Annotated in this window: 16 protein-coding genes; 5 read left to right on the plus strand and 11 right to left on the minus strand. The window is 42.0% G+C overall.

Annotation, left to right across the window (positions count from 1 at the left end; translation table 11 throughout):
- Window positions 1–57: 57 nt before the first annotated feature.
- The 4 genes from MED121_RS00640 to MED121_RS00655 all read right to left on the minus strand — a co-directional run bounded on the left by MED121_RS00640 (window position 58) and on the right by MED121_RS00655 (window position 6704).
- Entirely contained in the window at window positions 58–1341 is a 1284-nt protein-coding gene (locus MED121_RS00640) for a nucleobase:cation symporter-2 family protein (RefSeq protein ID WP_009831634.1), read from the minus strand.
- A 184-nt stretch (window positions 1342–1525) separates the two neighbouring features.
- On the minus strand, window positions 1526–2854 hold the full coding sequence (locus tag MED121_RS00645; RefSeq protein WP_009831635.1) for a nucleobase:cation symporter-2 family protein: 1329 nt from the start codon (window positions 2852–2854) through the stop codon (window positions 1526–1528).
- Window positions 2855–3717: 863 nt separating this feature from the next.
- Window positions 3718–4953 (minus strand): lectin-like protein, encoded by a 1236-nt coding sequence (locus MED121_RS00650; protein WP_009831636.1) that lies wholly within the window; start codon window positions 4951–4953, stop codon window positions 3718–3720.
- A 308-nt stretch (window positions 4954–5261) separates the two neighbouring features.
- Window positions 5262–6704, minus strand: a complete 1443-nt coding sequence (locus MED121_RS00655) for a PLP-dependent aminotransferase family protein (RefSeq protein ID WP_009831637.1) — start codon at window positions 6702–6704, stop codon at window positions 5262–5264.
- Window positions 6705–6821: 117 nt separating this feature from the next.
- Here MED121_RS00655 and MED121_RS00660 point away from each other — a divergent pair, with 117 nt between their 5' ends.
- Complete coding sequence (locus tag MED121_RS00660) at window positions 6822–7427, plus strand: LysE family translocator (protein WP_009831638.1); 606 nt, start codon at window positions 6822–6824, stop codon at window positions 7425–7427.
- Between the two features lie 86 nt (window positions 7428–7513).
- Here MED121_RS00660 and MED121_RS00665 read toward each other — a convergent pair whose 3' ends face one another.
- Both MED121_RS00665 and MED121_RS00670 read right to left on the minus strand, forming a co-directional pair.
- Window positions 7514–8383, minus strand: coding sequence for a GyrI-like domain-containing protein (locus tag MED121_RS00665; protein ID WP_009831639.1), 870 nt, complete (start codon window positions 8381–8383; stop codon window positions 7514–7516).
- Window positions 8384–8459: 76 nt separating this feature from the next.
- Window positions 8460–8783, minus strand: a complete 324-nt coding sequence (locus MED121_RS00670) for a cupin domain-containing protein (RefSeq protein ID WP_009831640.1) — start codon at window positions 8781–8783, stop codon at window positions 8460–8462.
- A gap of 461 nt (window positions 8784–9244) precedes the next feature.
- On the opposite strand from MED121_RS00670, the gene MED121_RS00675 reads away from it, so the two are divergent.
- The gene (locus MED121_RS00675) at window positions 9245–9805 is read left to right on the plus strand and encodes a DUF4879 domain-containing protein (protein WP_009831642.1); all 561 of its coding nucleotides are present in this window, start codon (window positions 9245–9247) and stop codon (window positions 9803–9805) included.
- 77 nt (window positions 9806–9882) lie between these two features.
- Here the strand turns inward: MED121_RS00675 and MED121_RS00680 are convergent, their stop codons facing one another.
- On the minus strand, window positions 9883–10824 hold the full coding sequence (locus MED121_RS00680; protein WP_009831643.1) for an MBL fold metallo-hydrolase: 942 nt from the start codon (window positions 10822–10824) through the stop codon (window positions 9883–9885).
- Window positions 10825–11333: 509 nt separating this feature from the next.
- On the opposite strand from MED121_RS00680, the gene MED121_RS00685 reads away from it, so the two are divergent.
- Entirely contained in the window at window positions 11334–13199 is a 1866-nt protein-coding gene (locus tag MED121_RS00685; RefSeq protein ID WP_009831644.1) for a di-heme-cytochrome C peroxidase, read from the plus strand.
- A gap of 99 nt (window positions 13200–13298) precedes the next feature.
- On the opposite strand, the gene MED121_RS00690 is transcribed toward MED121_RS00685, so the two are convergent.
- Both MED121_RS00690 and MED121_RS00695 read right to left on the minus strand, forming a co-directional pair.
- Window positions 13299–13907, minus strand: a complete 609-nt coding sequence (locus MED121_RS00690) for a LysE family translocator (protein WP_009831645.1) — start codon at window positions 13905–13907, stop codon at window positions 13299–13301.
- Between the two features lie 37 nt (window positions 13908–13944).
- On the minus strand, window positions 13945–14427 hold the full coding sequence (locus tag MED121_RS00695) for a GNAT family N-acetyltransferase (RefSeq protein WP_036178431.1): 483 nt from the start codon (window positions 14425–14427) through the stop codon (window positions 13945–13947).
- Window positions 14428–14490: 63 nt separating this feature from the next.
- Between MED121_RS00695 and MED121_RS00700 the strand changes: the two genes are divergently transcribed.
- Window positions 14491–15471, plus strand: coding sequence for a LysR family transcriptional regulator (locus MED121_RS00700; RefSeq protein ID WP_242603160.1), 981 nt, complete (start codon window positions 14491–14493; stop codon window positions 15469–15471).
- A gap of 15 nt (window positions 15472–15486) precedes the next feature.
- Here the strand turns inward: MED121_RS00700 and MED121_RS00705 are convergent, their stop codons facing one another.
- Window positions 15487–16242, minus strand: coding sequence for an XRE family transcriptional regulator (locus tag MED121_RS00705; protein ID WP_009831648.1), 756 nt, complete (start codon window positions 16240–16242; stop codon window positions 15487–15489).
- Between the two features lie 154 nt (window positions 16243–16396).
- Between MED121_RS00705 and MED121_RS00710 the strand changes: the two genes are divergently transcribed.
- Window positions 16397–17350 carry a periplasmic ATP/GTP-binding protein gene (locus tag MED121_RS00710; protein ID WP_009831650.1) on the plus strand — a complete coding sequence of 318 codons (954 nt, stop codon included), beginning with the start codon at window positions 16397–16399 and terminating at the stop codon, window positions 17348–17350.
- A gap of 40 nt (window positions 17351–17390) precedes the next feature.
- On the opposite strand, the gene MED121_RS00715 is transcribed toward MED121_RS00710, so the two are convergent.
- The gene (locus MED121_RS00715) at window positions 17391–18059 is read right to left on the minus strand and encodes a glutathione S-transferase family protein (protein WP_083789342.1); all 669 of its coding nucleotides are present in this window, start codon (window positions 18057–18059) and stop codon (window positions 17391–17393) included.
- Window positions 18060–18561: the final 502 nt, after the last annotated feature.

Consider the following 18561-nt stretch of genomic DNA (forward strand, 5'->3'; position numbering starts at 1 on the left):
ACGCGAGTATTCTTTACCCATTAACAACAGAGTGAGACCTATCAAAAAACCTCTCATTTAAGGCTTACCCGGAAGAATCAGGTTCATCATGAGCGCGACCAATGAACCTAGTGTAATACCTGACCCCAATACCACCTGCATCATTTCAGGCAAATTCGCTAGTAATTCAGGCCTGACAGTCACCGCCATTCCAGCGCCAACCCCCATCGCCACAATGGCACTGTTACGCTTATTGTGCTCCGTCTTAGCCAAAATTTTGACGCCACCTGACACTATCATGGCAAAAATAACCAAGCCAGCCCCGCCCAACACAGGCAAGGGAATAATCACCACTAAGGCAGCTAAGACAGGAAATAAACCCGCTAATACCAGCATTGCGCCTGTGATCGCCACCACATGACGACTGGCCACCCCAGTCATACTAACAATGCCCACATTTTGCGAGAAAGAAGACAAGGGTGTGGTTGAGAAAACTGACGCTAAAGCCGAACCGAGCCCCTCACATAAAACACCACGAGAAAGCTTCTTTCCGGTCAACTTGGTATTCGTCGCCTCAGACAAAGCAAGAAAGTCGCCAGTAGATTCTATGATGGTTACCAGATAGGCTATCGACATGCCGATAATACCACTCACAGGGAAACTCATACCAAAGTGCATCGGACTAGGTAAAGCCACCCAAGCGGCGTCTTGTACCGGTTTAAAATCAACTAGCCCCATTAAAGTACAGGCAATGAAGCCTATCATCATGCCAAGTAATGCCGCTGACGCCGAAATAATACCTCGACCCCATTGGGACAAGAACATCACAACTACCAGCACTAAAAAGCCAATAATAAGGTTATCAACGGCAGCATAATTTGCTTGTCCCACTTGCCCACCAGCAAACCAATCCACCGCAACAGGGATTAAAGACAAGCCAATTAAGGTCACCACAGTACCCGTGACTATAGGCGGAAAAAGTTTGCGAATACTGGCCATATAATAGCTGCCAACGATCACAACCAGAGAAGAGACTAACGCTGAACCAAGTATTCCCCCCACCCCATGCTCAAGCCCTATTGCAATCGACACACCGACAAAGGTAAAACTGGTCCCCATCACATTAGGTAAACGTATACCTAATGAGCCGATTCCCTTACATTGAATAAAGGTCACCACCCCAGAAATCAACATGGCAGCATTAACCAAGACCACTTTATCTTGAGTGGACAATTCCAGTACGCCACCCACCACTAATGGCACGGCAATAATCGCGCCTAATGCCGCTAACAGATGTTGTGCGGCTAAAATGAGGGACGTCATTAGGGGCGGCTTTTCTTCCACCTTATAAAAAAGAGACATTCATTTACCTTATCAGGGTTCAAAAGCAGGGTTTAAACAGGGGCATAGCCCAGATAACTTTCTTTAAACTAGAATCAAGCAGTTTAGCAAAACTAAGTGTCTGATCACACAATGAAAAACACCTTGTCAGCTAAGCCAACAAGGTGTTTTTTTAACACAGTAACTAAGACGTTTTAACTCGCTATTAAGCTTGCGCCAAATCAGCAGACTCTTCATCTTCTGTTGCTTCGACTTCACGCCCAGGTAGCAAAAGGTTCAAACCTAATGCCACTAAAGAGCCAGTGGTAATACCTGAAGCAAAGATGACCTGCATAAAGTCAGGCAAATTCGCCAATAGCTCAGGTCGAACGGTTACCGCCATACCCGCTCCGATACCAACTGCAATAATGATACCGTTGCGTTTATTGTGCTGAGTTTTAGCCAGAATATTAACACCCGCGGTAATAATCATGGCAAACATGACCAACCCCGCCCCACCCAATACAGATAATGGAATAATCACAATCAGAGCAGCCAATACAGGGAATAACCCAGCTAACACCAGCATCAAGCCTGTAATTGCAACCACATAGCGGCTCGCGATTCCTGTCATACCAACAATCCCAACATTTTGAGAAAAAGAAGAGAAAGGCGTCGTGGAGAACACAGATGCTAAAGCGGAACCTAAACCATCACATAAAATGCCACGGGATAGTTTCTTACCAGTCAATTTTGTTTTAGTCACATCTGATAAGGCTAAAAAGTCACCCGTTGACTCAATAATGGTTACCAAGTAAGCGATAGACATACCAATAATGCCACTAATAGGAAAGGTTAAACCAAAATGTAATGGACTAGGCAGCGCCACCAAAGCCGCTTCTCTGACAGGGGTAAAATCAACCAAGCCTAGTAAGGCACAAAGAATAAAGCCTGAGAGAATACCAATTACAACCGCTGAGGCGGCAAAAATACCACGGGCAAATTGGGACAGAATAATAACGAGGAAAAGTACGAAAAAGCCTATCATAAGGTTGCTGATCGAAGCATAGCCTTCTTGTCCTACTTGACCCCCTGCAATCCAATCAACCGCAACGGGTATCAAGGTAAGGCCGATCAAGGTAACCACTGTCCCTGTTACGACTGGGGGAAAAAGCTTTCTGATGACTGGCATGAAAAAACTACCTATTATCATCACTAACGAGACCACTAAGGCAGAGCCTAATATCCCTGCCACCCCATGCTCAAACCCGATTGCTATCGCAACCCCCACAAAGGTAAAACTCGTTCCCATGACACAAGGTAGGCGTATCCCCACCGGCCCAACGCCTCGACACTGTATGATGGTAACAACACCTGACACCAACATTGCCGCGTTCACTAATACCACCATGTCTTGAGTTGAAAGCCCTAACACTCCCCCAACGACAAGTGGCACGGCGATAATCGCACCTAGCGCAGCAAGCAAATGTTGCGCAGCCAACAGAATTGAGGTTGCCATAGGTGGCTTATCTTCCACTTTATATAAGAGTTCCATAGAACCCTCCTTTTATTTTTATATTATTGTTAATCAAGTCATTAACCGGATGCACCGTGTTAAAACCTGATAAGGTCACCACGAAAATCTGCGTTAAATCTAAACAACCGGATGCACCGTGTTGTCTACATTTAACTGGCTTTCCAAGACTGGAAAGCTAACCTGCTAAACCTCGTGGTACAGGATTTAACAGGCTGTTTACCTTGCCAACAAGGTAAATCCAAGCTAAAAGACACGCTGATATTCAGGGTCTTAATGTCCATTCCACATTTCCTAATCACAATAAAAAAATGGAAATCTCCTATAGAGGCAAACTGTTATGTTCTGGCCTAGTGCCAGTGGCGAGTAATGGACAAAGCGAATACAAATTACCGTTTTAGATTGATCAGTCCCTCCCTAATCATCGAGTTCAATCCTCTTTTATACAAAATCAAGTTTTTGCAGGTTAATTCGCTTTTTCTGGAAAGTCTATAACGCGCCACATAGTGAAACGCCTTACATAAATTTATAAACAATGCTGATGCCGCTTGAAAGACTCACACAAAACGCCATATCTGAAAAAATCGGACAAGAAAGAACAAGTGGAAGAAGATCAAACCTAAGAAGCGCAAGCAAAAAAATACCCCTTAGGAAATATCCTAAGGGGCCTTAAAAAGGGAGGAAGTTAGATAACTTGGCTCATTCATTCCAAGTTATCTAGACCCAATGAAGGGTAGCACCTAGTTAGCACACATCAGCTTAATAAGCGTGACCAGCACTAGAGTAGATAGTCAGACTATCATCTCTTTAGTGCATCGAGTGAATTAGTAACAGAGGCCCATCTCACAGGCCTCTTGGCATCATAATTCACTCATTTATTCAGGCTAAAACTGAGTGGACTGTCCAGAAACAAGCCAATCCCCTTCTGTCTCAGCATCCGAGTGATTTAACCAAACATGGGTATAACCCACAGATTCTTTCGCCAATTTTAATTTTTGATTCGATTGGCTGTTTGTCGGCATACTAAATGTCCCGCCTAAGTTAGCGCAAACACTTGGACCCTGTGACCAAGTACCCGTGAGATTGTCTGGCACAAACCAGTTCCCTGAACTGTCTTCACAAGCAAAGGCAAAACTTGCTGCACAGTTATTATCATCCCAGCGACCATTTTCCCATTGCACAGCACAGTCTTGATTACCACCTGAGTTATTCGGCTCATTATTATCCCAACTCCAAGCAGCGGCCTCAATGCGACCATCATTCATGACCATGTCATCAAGGTTGACTATATTGGCTCCAGTGGCAAATGCCGTACTTACATCATTCGCCGTTAAACTTTTGATTCCGCCATCAAAAAATTCAGCTATGGTGCCCAAGGTGGTCGCATCTTCCCAAATGCGACCCACATTACCTAAACCCGTAAAGGCAAGGTTTGCCATATTCGCATTACTTGAACAGCCCCCATCTTTCCAAAGAATAATTTGCTTACCTTGAGCAAGCACCTGTGCCTTGGTTAACGTGTCAGGGATGTTGCCACAACCTTGACTAGGGTAAATTTTGTCACCAAATCTGTCATTCAGCTGACTATAAAGATCACTATGATGGCCTTCGCTATCATCCTCAATATAGAGAATAATCACTTCACCCTGGCTTTCACTGCTAGCTAGCCAGCTTTTGATTTCATTGAAGCCTTCGGTGGCATATTTATCATTAATGCTGCAAAAGCCGTGACATAATAAAAGACGTTTAGGGTATGAAAAGAGACTTTCCATCTTGGTGGTCCAATGCACATCCAACTCAATAAAGCGTGCACCCATTCGTAATTGATCTTTAATCGAATACTTTTGTTGTGGGTCAAGATAACGACACCCGACCGAGAAATTACAGCTGGTGTAGACTTCGGAGTTATAAGTGTTGTGAGTGCCTAAGATATTGTTGTCAATAATAGGGGCATAGTTATCCAACGCCCTTTGATAATCCATGGTTTGACCTAACCAAGAAGCATTAAAATCATCAATTGAATCAGCATAACCAGGCGTAGTCATAACAAAACTAGAGCCAATAATGGAAAGACTGACAGCCGCAAATTTGGACGCTTTTTTAAAGATATTGTTATTCATTCAAGATTCCTTGTTATTTTTATTTTCAGAAAACTAAAATCGAATTAGTTCTCGTCATCGCCTTGAATCAATCGCAAAGTTTGCTTTGTGTTATTACCCTTTCAGCGTCCTCCCAGTGTCATTAAGCAAAGAGAAAAAGCCAGCTTCAATCCAAACTTAAACGGTCATTCAAGAAACAAATCAAGCTCAGAGTAATAAATGAATTGCATTAAAAATATTACATCAAATTACTAAAACGCATAATGTAAATTGCATAAGTGATATTTAGCTATATATTTTTAATGCAAGTAGAAACAATGATTTACTAACTAAATCACCACATCCTGCACTTGCTTAAAGGTTAATATGGCCTGCTCTAGCACCTCAAGACCTTGATCAAAATCTTGCCTTGAGTCAAAGCCACCTAAGGATATACGCAAGCCATTTTTAACCAATTGCAGTTGATCTTGATCGGTAAATAGGTCCGCTGTCCTTACTTTAATATTTTGCTGTAACAGGGCGCTACTTAACGCATGCATATTGATATTAAGCGGCAAAGGTAACCATATATTGAGGCCACCCGAACGGGGTGAAAACCCTAAATTTTCTAACCGTTTCCGCATGGCAGCTTGACGATAGCGCATCTCCTGGGCCAAGCGGTTTTGATTTTGAGAAAAAGCCGAGGTGAGAATAAAACGAGAAGCGATTTCCACTCCCATACTGGCATTCATCCAACACTGACTATGCAAGCTTTGGTTAAATTTCGCCTGCCAGATTTCAGGTACCAAGGCATAAGCGAGACGTAAACCACCAGCAACATATTTGGATAAACTGGATAGATAAAAGACCCTATCATTCGCCATTTGCTGCAAAGGTGCACACCAGTTTTCAGGTAACACATAATTCACATCGTCTTCGACAATATAAAAATCATAACGCTTTGAAAGCTGAATAATCTGTTCTCTCTGGGCTTTGGTGTACTGAATATTGGTAGGATTTTGTATATTCGCAGTCAGGTACAAGAGCTTAGGGTTATGGGCTTGGCAATAGGTTTCAAGCTGAGCTAAATCCACCCCCTCTTCTGTCAAGTCTAATGCTAAGGTTTTCACCTTGTTGGCTTTGGCTGCTTTGAAAAAACCTGGGTATGCGAGGGCTTCATGCATCACAGCATCCCCTTGCTCACAGAGTATTTGTAAACAAGTAAAGATGCCCTGTTGCGCCCCTTGGGTGAAAATGATGCCTTCTGGCCTTACTTGAATCCCTTTAGTCCCTAACCACTTTGAAAAGAGTTGTTTATGTTTTAGTAAACCTTGATGAGCATAGGTCATCACATCCACTAAACCGACTGGGTCTTGGGCTAGCTCTTGCATCGCTTTAGCAAGGACATCCTGTTGCCCCAACATTGGTTGCATACTCGAAGCAAAGTCATATAACTTAGGGCCGGTCTCCTGCATCATAGGCACAGCACTGTCTCTCACATAAGTACCCGCGCCCAGTTTTGCCGTCACCCAGCCACGTTTCTCAGCTAGATCATAAGCTCTGGTCACTGTGCCATGAGTGACGGCAAGTTCGTCAGCTAGCCAACGTTGGGCGGGGAGCTTTTCACTTGCTTTTAGTTCACCAGAGCGGATTGCTTGCTCGATACAAGCCGCCAAGGCCTTATATTTAGGTTCATTCTCACACCCAAGCCAAAAAGCATCCTTATCCACTTGCCAGTTATTTTTCATCGCTTTGCACTCATAGGGGTTAAATAAAATCACTTTTGTACCCATACAATAAAATCATTGCCCCTCAAAAACAAGCATGAGAAGCTATAAAAACAAAGACAAATCACAAATTGTATCGATACAATTTAATGTGTTTGTTTAAGTTTATCTAAGGAGAACATTTTGGAAAGCGCCCTATTAAGCCTTGCTCCCGCTATCATTGTTTTTAGCTTTATTAGTACCATCACGCCCGGTCCAAACAACCTGTTATTGGCGCATTCTGGTGCGCATTTTGGTATGCGAAAGACACTGCCGCACGTGCTTGGCATTCGCTGTGGCATGGTCATCTTGCATTTGAGTATTTTATTGGGGCTTGGCAAAGTGTTTGAAATTTGGCCAGTACTTCATCAAGTTTTCACTGTCTTAGCGGCCAGTTATATTGTTTACATGGCAATTAAGATAGCCACTAGCAAGCAAGCAAATGAAACGAATAAAGGCGAACCTATGGGGCTATTTCAAGCGGCAAGTTTTCAATGGATCAACCCTAAATCTTGGGCAACCCTTATCACCCTAGGGACGGCCTTTACCTTAAGCGGAGAGCTCTTTTGGCCATCCGCATTGATGGGAATCATATTGCACCAAATCGCCACCTTACCAGGTACCTTTATGTGGATCAGCATAGGAAAGTTAGTCGCCCATAAACTCAATGACCCAGGTTTTCATCGTCGCTTCAACCTCATCATGGGCGGGCTCTTATTAGCGAGTTTACCCCTCATTTTTGTGGGATAGCTTTTTCCTCGAGTACTTTCTACTTTCTACTTTCTAATGGGTGAATAGCTTTGTGGGTGGTTTTTTTAATAAAGTCATTCACTTTTTCAAGGCGATTCAAGTGCCAGATAAATATCACTGATTGCCTTGTTAGCAGCCACATCAGGAAAGAAGCTAACTCTTTCGATAAAAAGTGGGAAGTCTCTTAGTTTTTCGCCACTTTGCTCAAGCCAGAGATTAAAAAGATAATAAATGGCTTGATCTAGCTGATCGTCATCCCCTTGGTAGCGGATTTTTGCGTACCTTCCCTGTGGAATATCAAGCATGGCGATATTCGCATCCCTATCCAGTTTAGACAGTGCTGATGCTTTAAATTCACATGCAATATCAAAACGATAATCCTCAGGCTCAACCCTTTTTGGGTCATGGTATAGCAGGTTAAAAGTACGGCTTTTATGGGGTGGTAAAGCTCGGGCTCTGCGCCAATCAATAAATGTTTGAATTGATCGGTGCAGCTGATTGGGATGACCTTTGTGAGTCAAATAAGCAATGGAAAGCGTATGAAACTCAATAAGTTCCACATTGAAACAGGTGTTATCATTCATATTGATTTTCCTTAAAGCCAAAAATGGGTCATATTTTTGTTGCCAGAAAAACCAGTTAGCTCTTTTTCGAAAGGCGCTTGGTGCTTGCTTAAACACTTTTTGAAAGGCACGAGTAAAGGCTTGATGACTTTTATAATGTGCTTCAAAAGCAATATCAATCACCTTAGTTTGACGATATGCCAGCTGATAAGCAGCACGTTTGAGTCGTAAAAGTATAATTAACTCATACAAACTCAAACCCAATTCTGCCTTAAATTTTCGATGAAGATGGGATTGAGACATGCCAACTTGCGTTGAAATACTCTCAATTGATAAGGATTTATCTAAATTTGACTCAATATAATTCAAAGCCGCTTTTAACTTTTCACCCATCAATCCCATCCTTCTATTTTAACTAATCTATTTTCTCGCCCTTTAAGATTAAGGTCTGATAAAGTGAAAAACTTGATCAATCCTGCTTTTCACGATTTTTTTCAAACACAACAAATAAGCAACATTCACTTGCGGTTAAAAACTTATGCTGTTTATTGGCCTCGATGGTAATTTGTTGACCCGCCGTTAGCCGCAATACATCTTCGTTAACTTGTAGATGACAATCGCCTTCCAGCACCAAGATGGTTTCCGATGCATTCGCATGTAATTCATCCGGATAATATTCGCCATCTCCTAAGCGCAATAATAATTGCGTAACCTTATCTGTCTGGCGCACCAAATGGTCCGTGTCTATTTCGAGTTGTCTTGCAATGGTAAGTAGGTCTAGTACTTGAGTCATAATATTGTCTCATCAAATTGTTAGAAGGCTAAGGAAGCCATGAAATCATTTGAGCTGAGACAGATTTAATTCGGGCAAGGAGGAAAACACCAAGAGCATGTAAAAAAATGCAGGTGTTCTAGCTGATTGCATACGATTTGTGATGGGTTTTATAAGCATGGCTGGAGTCTAACATAACGCTTTAAAAGACCAAGCCCAGTTTAACAAGCCCGCTAATACAAGCAATACGAAAACAGACTACCAAGATGATTCAGTTTCACGACTAAAAATCCTAAATGAATCAAGCATTTTTTAAAGAGGATAAAACGCTCCCCATCATTTTAGATAAAACCGCCCCTTTAAAAAAGATTAAAGAGCTAAAGCACCGAATCCATTAGGCTAGCCGCCATCACTAAGCAGAAGAGTTAAATTTTTTGTAATGGGCTTAGTGGCAACATTCTCTTTTAAAAGGATTCAAAGACATGAAAAAGCAACTTATTAGCCTTGCTCTAATTGCAACAGGTTTCACAGGAAATGCAATCGCTGCTGACGTAGAAGCAGGTGTCGTAAAGCGCCTTGCCGATCTAGAAAACATGGCACCTAAAGGTATTTCAGCACTTGATCTAGCCAGTATCACCATGGATACAGGCACAAAAACAACGACTTCTTTAGCCCCAGCCACAGGGATTAGCTTTTTCGAGATTGGCCATATAGGTTCTAGCAATTATGGTGATTGGGAAGTGATTCAAAGCTACCAAAGCAGTACGGCTTACGATCATGGTGGTGCACAGCTTTATGCCTATGTTTGGCAAATGGGCTACGGCAATATCGGCACTGCATCCTTTAATGGCGTGAGTAAAACACCAGAGCAGAGCCAATACCGTTGCGGTTCTGACCTTCATTACTGTGCAACAGGAGAGACGGTTACAGGTTGGCTTTATGTTTATAATTTAAGCGGTCAAGAAAGCGGCACCTTTAACGTTTCTGCTAATTCAGTCGCATCCCCGTTTGGCTATTGGAGCGATTCTATTTATATTCAATAAGATAAGTTATCCACTTTTATTGGCCTGTATTCGGTCTCTTTACTCAATACAGGCCCTTAGTCCAACAAAATCTAATCTCAATCTAATACCATTAAATCTTCTGCAAAAACCACCTTGCCTTGATATCTTTGACGAATAATCGCTAAGCTAGCCACTTCATCAATCGTTCCCACAGAAAAGTGGGTGTAAACCAAGTTTTTAACTCCCGCATTTGCTGCAATCAAACTTGATTCAGCCAAATTTAAATGCGCAATGACTCTGCCATTTCGGCTAGTTTTGCCTGCTTTTCTGACTCGTTGATTAACTTGCTTCGTCTTAGATTTTTTCACCTTGCGATTATTCACGAGTGTCATTTGCATACCACCAGAATCAATAATCAAATAATCCACCCCTTTTGCAAAAGGGGCTAATTGATCCGTATAGGTAAGATCACCTGTCACTAAAATAGATTCCCCTTGATAATCAAACCGATAAGCAATGGCATCAATCGTATGGGGAACACTTAAGGTACTGACTTTAATATCACCAATATTAAAAACCTCTCCTCCCTTTAGATCCTTCACAAGATAGCTATTTTCCCTGTCCGTTAAACTGCGTTTAGATTTGGAGAGTCGATAGTTAATGTCTTCTTTGAAGAGGTTAATAAATGACTGTGTCATCTTTTTGGTATTTGACGGGCCATAGATAAAGAAATCCTGTTTGCCTAATAATAATGAATGGACCAAAATAGGCAAAAACTCTTCGTTATGATCCAAATGATGGTGGGTAAACAGCAAGGCATCTAACGTTTTATCACTGACTTTAAGTTTTGCTAAATTGGCTTGTGTGCCATTTCCCATATCGATCAAGATTTTATGAGTACCATTTGAGATCAGCACACTGGCACTGGCCCTATCTTGGTTAAAAACAGGGGAACCAGAGCCAACAATGGTAGCGGTTAAATGACCTTGGGCAATTAAACTGCTACTCAATAAAAGAGCAAAAACAACCCAAACACTTTTTTCTATTAGCTTAGTCATAAGCACCCTTCTTCTTATGTAGGTAATTGGAACATAGCGAAAAATTAAGCATTTTCTATTAAAACACAGGTTTGCATAAGCCGCTTCTAACCAAAACACCTTTAAATAACCACACTGTAATCAAGGGTAATATCACTTATGCAAAATATAGGATTAGCTTGCAAATATGATTAAGGAACCTGCGAATGAGTCCTCCCGCCTCAGCGTGTGGATAAAAGTACCTAGATTTAAGACGAGGTGCGCAACTTAATAGTCATTCTATTGATCAGTGCCTCAACATAAAGATAGGGCTTTTAGGCCACGCCCTTCGGGTCTTACAGAAAAAGTGTCACCCCGTGTTGTGACTTTTTGAAAGGTACCTACATTACGTCAAAGTCACGCCTTGCTTGACACTTTTTCTGATAAGACTGAGAACAGATGACTTAATCGCAGGCTCCTTCAGCAGTATCAAAAAATGACACTTTTTGATTTAAACACTTATGCCATTAATTTATACAAGGAATTGTAATATGACATTGCCCTCTTACTCCAACAAGCTAATAGGTGCCTCAGTGTTATTAGGCCTAGTTGGCTGTAGCAGTCTCTATACTCACCATGAATGGTACAGTGAAGCCGAAAACATCACGCCACTGCAATCAGAACAAGCAGTACCAAAAAGAGTTGTCTTAGAACAAGCCTGGGATAAAGACATCAGAAAAGGGTTTTGGTACACCAGCCAAGGCTCACAAATCATCCCTTACTCTTGGTTTACCTGGCTTGAAGTCGCCGATTCTAAAGACTTATTTCGCAGTAACGAGCACATGAATTATCTAGGCTACCTGCCTATGAGGTCTTCTAAAATAAACCCATCGGCGCTGCCCATTGGTTTTGCTTTAAATACAGATAAAAAAGGCGATGCTTGGGTCGGTATGACCTGTGCGGCCTGCCATACTAACCAACTGGATTATCAAGGGGTTAAATACCTTATTGAAGGGGCACCGACATTAGCCAACTTCGTCCTTTTCTTTGATCGACTCTCAATAGCAATGAATGCCACAAATGCAGACCCTATCAAATTTCAACGCTTTGCCAAAAATGTCTTAGCAGAGGATTATTCCCTAGAAAGCGCGGCAAAGTTAAAAGCATCCTTTGCCTCTATGGCCCTAAAAATTGCTCAGCGCCAAACGGTCAATGATCTACCGCCAAGTTACCCTGAAAACTTCACCAGTTACGCAAGACTTGATGCCTTTGGCAATATTCAAAACCAAGGTACAGCCTTTGCCCTGCATAACCTATCCAATAGCAATACACCAAATGGCCCCGTCTCCTATCCCTTCTTATGGGGTACTCACCAGTCCGATGTGGTGCAATGGAACGCTTCTGCACCTAACACTCCAGTGGTTGGCCCACTTGCCAGAAACATAGGCGAAGTGGTTGGTGTTTTTGGTGGTTTAAGTATCGAAAAAGCCCCTTTTTGGAAAAGACTCTTTGGCATTAAAACCACCTATTCATCCACTGTCGACATGCTAGGTTTAGGGCAATTAGAAACTTGGGTTAAAACATTAAAATCGCCACAATGGCCTGAACAAATGCCTGCCATTGATATGCAAAAAGCCGCATCTGGCAGCATTCTTTATCAAACTCAATGCGCAGGTTGTCACCAAGTGATCGCCCGCGAAGATGAATACAAACTTTACGATGCAATTAAAACCCCCGTGGCCGAGATTGGCACCGACCCTATCACAGCTTGGAACGCAGAGTTCCACCAAGCTAAATCTCTTGTACTTGAAGGGACTAAGGAGTTCATCTTAGCGGGAGATAAATTCAAAGCCGAAACCGATGCTATCAGTGTGCCGGTAAATGGGGTTGTTGGTATTATTTTAAAAGACCCTAAAACCGCGCTAAAAGCAGGCCTAATGCCGCTTGGAGACAATGCAAAATCTCGCACTAAATCCTTGGTTGAATATGCCGAGTTAAACGTACTGAAGAGAAAGAAAATTCACGACCCAACCGTTAACAATACAGGGAAGAAAGAGAATGGTGAGCTCAACCTAGCAGGCCTAGTTTACAAAGCGCGTCCATTAAATGGCATCTGGGCAACTGCGCCTTATATGCATAATGGCTCGGTGGCAAACCTTTGGGAGACCTTACAAAAACCAAAAGATAGACAAACCAGCTTTTGGGTAGGTAATCGTAACTTTGACCCAGTCAAAGTGGGTTTTGTGAATGAAGCTGCACCTGCTAGCAAACTCTATCCTAGTCCTTCGAGTAAGTTTGAAGTATTGGATGAAAATGACAAAATCGCCTCAGGTAATTCAAATCAAGGACACGATTATGGCACCGACCTTAGCGATAAAGAAAAATGGCAATTGGTTGAGTTTATGAAGACTTTATAAATCAAAATCTTAAATCGAAACCTTAAATCTAAACCTTAAGCCGAGCTTACTTTTTTAAAAAGTAAGCTCGACCATTTTTCCGTTACTTTGAGGAAAGCGTCAAGCTTTTAAAACAAGTAACGCGCCGCAAGAAGCTAAAATACCACTCGATATTTTATTCAAAATACCTTTATCACCTTTTATAAAGTTTCGTGCCTTAGCCCCTGCACAAGCGTACATAGCTAATACGCCACCTATGGCAAAACTTGCTATCATCATGATGGTTAGCGCTTCGTAAAAACCAATACTCGATAACTCAACAAAAGCAGGAAAAAAGCCCATATAAAATAAGATGGCTTTAGGGTTTGAAATGCCCACTAACAATCCCATAATTCCATTAGATATCAGCCCCGTATTTTTCTGCTCTTCGGGTTGATCCAAACTCACATCAGCCCGCCAAGTAAAATACGCTATTACCATCAAATAAAGTGCGCCAATGTATTTTAAGTAAACAGAAAGTTCCCCTAATAGTGAGGCAACTGCTAGCAACCCAGATAAAGCAAGGGCAATAAAAATATAGTCTGCCAGCAGAACCCCTAAGGTCACCATTAAGCCACTTTTCACGCCAGAAGTGATAGATCGAGAAACCACTGTCATGACACTTGGCCCTGGAATAAGCGCAGAGACTAGCATTGCAAAGAAGAGCGCAATTGCAGAAAGTAATGTCATTCCACCTCCTTACGAATCATAAAGTTAGAGTAAAGGGTTAACCCTTTGCAAAATCCAGCAAGGTTTGGCCCGTCATACGATAGCCAATCCACTCATCTTGAGATTTAGCACCAATGGCGTCGTAAAACTCACGGGATGGCGTATTCCAATCCAAACAGCTCCATTCAAATCGAGCACAATCTTTTTCTAACGCAATTTGAGCCAAGGTTTTAAGTAGTTTAAGTCCTGCGCCCTTGCCTCTGAATTCTGGCGAGACATACAAGTCCTCTAGATAAAGACCTGACTTTGCTAACCAAGTTGAATAGTTAAAAAAGTAAATGGCAGAACCCACTGGCACACCGTCAAGCTCACAAATCAAAGCATAAGAATGAGTATCTGGCGCAAATAAAGTCTTGTTAATCGTCTCTTCTGTGGCGAGTACTTCATGCTCTGCTTTTTCATATTTGGCAAGGTCAGTGATAAATTTCAAAATGGTTTTGGTATCTTTGCTGCTGGCTTCTCTTACAACTAAATTGCTCATCATTTTTCCTTTTCATATAGAGATTTAACATTAACTTAAGGTCAGATTAATCCGACTTTCGATATGATACCAGTGCATTCTAATCAGATACGCCTGTATAATATTCATATCGCTAGTTTGCTTATTCCAGAGGTATCGATGGACCTTCATCAAATCGATTTAAATCTACTGATATTATTTGATGCTCTTTATCGCCATCAGTCTGTCTCCCTCGCCGCAGATGAAGTCTGCATCAGCCAATCCGCCTTTAGCCATGGCATAGCAAGGTTGAGAAAACGCTTCAATGACGAGCTTTTCGTACGGGTGAATAACCAAATGCAGCCCACTCCAAGAGCCGAAGAAATCGCCCAACATCTGCATCAAGCCCTGCCTTTTATTCATAATGCGATTAACGACAGCGATCACTTTGATGCCAGCATGGATAAGACTGAGTTTAAAATCTCGGCAACAGATTATACCGAGTTCAGTTTGCTCCCTAAGTTGGTTGGCCAAGTCAGTCACCAAGCACCCAATATCAAACTCACCGTCATCGGTGCCAAAGCACCTCAACCCTTAACTCACTTAGAAAATAACGAGGTAGATTTTGCCTTAGGTTTTAGCCATGAAATAGAAGCGTCAAGCCTGATAGAGCACCATACTTGGTTGAGTGATAGCTATTGCACTGTGGCTAGAAAAAACCATCCGGCATTAACCCAAGGGTTAGATTTAGACACATTCTTAGAATTGAAGCATGTGAGAGTGTCACCTTGGGGCGAGAAGCAAGGCATAGTCGATCAAGTGTTAGCTCAGCATAAATTGAAGCGCCATGTGAGTCTGCAACTGCCTAGTGTATTGGTTGCGCCCCACTCCATCATTCACTCAGATCTGATACTCACCATGCCGCGCATAGTGGCCGAACAAGTCGCCAAACAGGTTGAGATAGAGATCTTCACGCCTCCTATTTCTATCCCTGATTACCATTTAAATATTTACTGGCACAAAATCAATGCCGATAAAGCCAGTTTTAAATGGATGAAGCAGCTGTTTCAAAGCTTGGATTTTTAGCCTTTTCTATTCTGCTTAACGCTCCAATTCGGGGAGTTCCCATTCCCCACAAATACTAAAAGGCGAAGCTAATGTGGTCCATTTCACTGGGACGAGTTTGTCCTTGGGTAAAAAGACTTCATCTTGATAAGCCTGTTTACGATATTGGCGCGATAAGTTTGTTAAATCTTGATTTAGGGCCATCAAGGTATGCTCGCTCATAAAGCGAAAGGCACTGTTAAATTGCGTCCCCTTCTCACCATCATGTTGCACCACATAATTAAGAAACTGCTCGTTTTTTTGCAAAATATTATGATGCACAGGCCCATGTAGCTGCATTAAGAGCTTGCCTTGAGTGCGAAGTTTATAGCTATTATTTGGGCCTAATTCGATTAACCCTTCTCGATCCAAATCCCTTAAATAACGAAACACACTCACATCACTTAAGTCGTAGGTGGTTTGTATTTGTTCGATTGGGTGTTCTGTGGTCAGCAAAATAAGAAAGTTAAAGTGATAGGGGTTCTCTCCCAAATACACCTGTTGTTGGTAGCTTAACTTAGCCAAAGGCTCATTGTAATTTTTGGCAAAATCGAGCAAGTCGAAAATAGATAAATCGATCAAATCACAAATGTCGTTCAATCTGGTTAAAGAACAATCTTTATCTCGAAATAAGCGCTTTATTGTCTTCTCCGAAAGATCAAGTTTTTCGGCCACTTCACGATATGTCATGCCTTTGGATTTCAGTGCGCCTTTCAAAGCATTGGTAATTTCAGCATTTGCCGCCGTTCGCATATGTCACCTTAAAGTCAGAAAAAGAGACACATATTGTCCCTTATTTTTACAAGCTTGAAGCTTGGTGTCGTTAAAGGCACCTTATCACAAGCTTTAGAGCAGACACAATTGCTCAAATCTCAATTAACTGATTATTAAAGACAGGATGATATTCATGAAAAACACAAAACTGAAAACACTTACCCACTCACTAACAAGTGTCTTATCACTTTCTGCTATCACACTTGTTTCGCATTCTTTTGCTTCCCAATCTATAGCCAGTCAATCTATCGAAAGCACAAAGCTAAAACCCGTGTGGGAAGTTTCAGGCTTTAAAATGCCAGAGTCCGTCGTGTATGACAGCCAAAGACAGCAATATTATGTGGCAAACATTAATGACAACCCCATGTCAGCAGACGGTAATGGTTCGATTGGCTTAATCAAACAAGAGGGTAAATCCTCTGTGATCGAATGGGTAAAAGGCCTTAGCTCACCAAAAGGGCTAGAGATAAAAGGCAATAAATTGTATGTGGCAGACGTGCACGAGCTTGTGGTGATTAATCTTGATGACGCCAATATTATTGCTCGCTATCCGGCACCAAAAGCCAAAGTATTAAATGGCATTGCCATTAGCGATTCGGGCCAAGTGTTTGTTTCCGATTGGGCGGGTAATGCCTTGTACCAACTACAAGATGGCGAGCTGGTTAACTGGCTAGAGAGCGCCAAACTTGAAAGCCCAAACGGTCTATTCGTCAATCAAGATTACCTATATATCGCCGCTTGGGGAGCGAATATTCAAGCCGACTTTACCACCCTAACCTCAGGCAATTTAAAGCGTGTTGCCATTAACAAAGGCGCTCAAGTACCTCAAACCAGCAAGGTAGAAAGCCTAGGCGATAAAGCAAGTTGGCAGAACCTTGATGGCCTTCATGCCTATCAAGAGAGCAACTGGTTAACCACTGACTTTCTCAAAGGCCAGTTACTTAACATGAACTCACAAGGTGACATTGAAACCATCTACAAATTAGAGCCAGGCTCTGCTGACTTCTATTACCGTGAAGATAAAGATTTGGTGATAGTGCCTTACTTTATGTCTAATAAAGTGGTGGCTTACAAGCTAGATAAATAAGCAGAAATTAAAACGCTAAGCCTGACTGGCTTTTGAGCGGTTAATCCAACTCAAAAGTCAGTGACTCTTGCGCCATCATGCTTTGAATAGATGGCAAAGCTAACATAGCCTGCATGTGCTGTTTTAAATGAGGAAAGTCCTGTGCTCTAGCGCCATAACGCCTGCTCCAATAGGCGATCATGAAAAGGTGATAATCTACCCCAGAAACACTATTACCTAATAACCAAGGCCCTTGTTTTGCAAGATCATTTTCTAAAATCTGCCAACATCTTGCGAGTTCTTGAGTCGCTTTATCTACCAGATAATCAAGGCTCTTTGCCCTATCTTCAGACAAGTTAAACTCAAGATAATGTTCAGGGTGAGCCCAACGATTTGCCGCTTCTTGTAAGGTACTCGCCATCCAAAATAAGTACTGATAATAAGGCCCTCGTTTGGGCGAATTTAACCTGGGCGCCAAACTAGATTCAGGATGCTGATCCAACACGTAGGCCAAAATTGCAGCCGACTCATACACAAGGTGATCATCTTCTTGTCTATGATGAATAAGGCTAGGCACCTTGCCATTTGGGTTAATGGCCAAATACTCAGGGGACTTTTGCTCACCTTTTGAAAGGTCAATTTCCACCAATTTATAGTCCACTCCTAGCGCTTCAAAGAGTGCATGGGTGGCCATATTTGCGCCGCCTTTGTCCCAGTATAATGTATAGATATGACTCTCCTCTTTTTTCTATTTCAACGTTAAGAGTTAGGGTTGCTTGTGAAGCTAAACTAAAGGATTTAAGCCGCGCTTCTTGATCAACTATCTGCTCATTTTACAGCCCATTTATCACCATCTCATAAAGCGAATAAGTGACCATATTTGCGCTACCTTCATCCACTCTTTTCTAGATAAATGTATAGATATGACTCCACTCTTCTTTCTATTTCAACGTTAAGATTGTGTGTTCTGTGTTTGGATTGCTTGTGAAGCTAAACTAAAGGATTTAAGCCGCGCTTCTTGATCAACTATCTGTTCATTTTTAACCCATTTATCACCATCTCATAGAGCGAATAAGTGGCCATATTTGCGTCACCTTCATCCACTCTTTTCTAGATAAATGTATAGATATGACTCTCCTAAATAATCGTATTTGCCATTTAAGTTAACGAATAGCCTGAATGGCTTCTGCCGCTAAACGAAAGGATTTAAGCCGCCCTTCTTGATCCACTAT

Origin of the sequence: Marinomonas sp. MED121 (genome assembly GCF_000153025.1) — a bacterium.
GTDB lineage: Bacteria > Pseudomonadota > Gammaproteobacteria > Pseudomonadales > Marinomonadaceae > Marinomonas.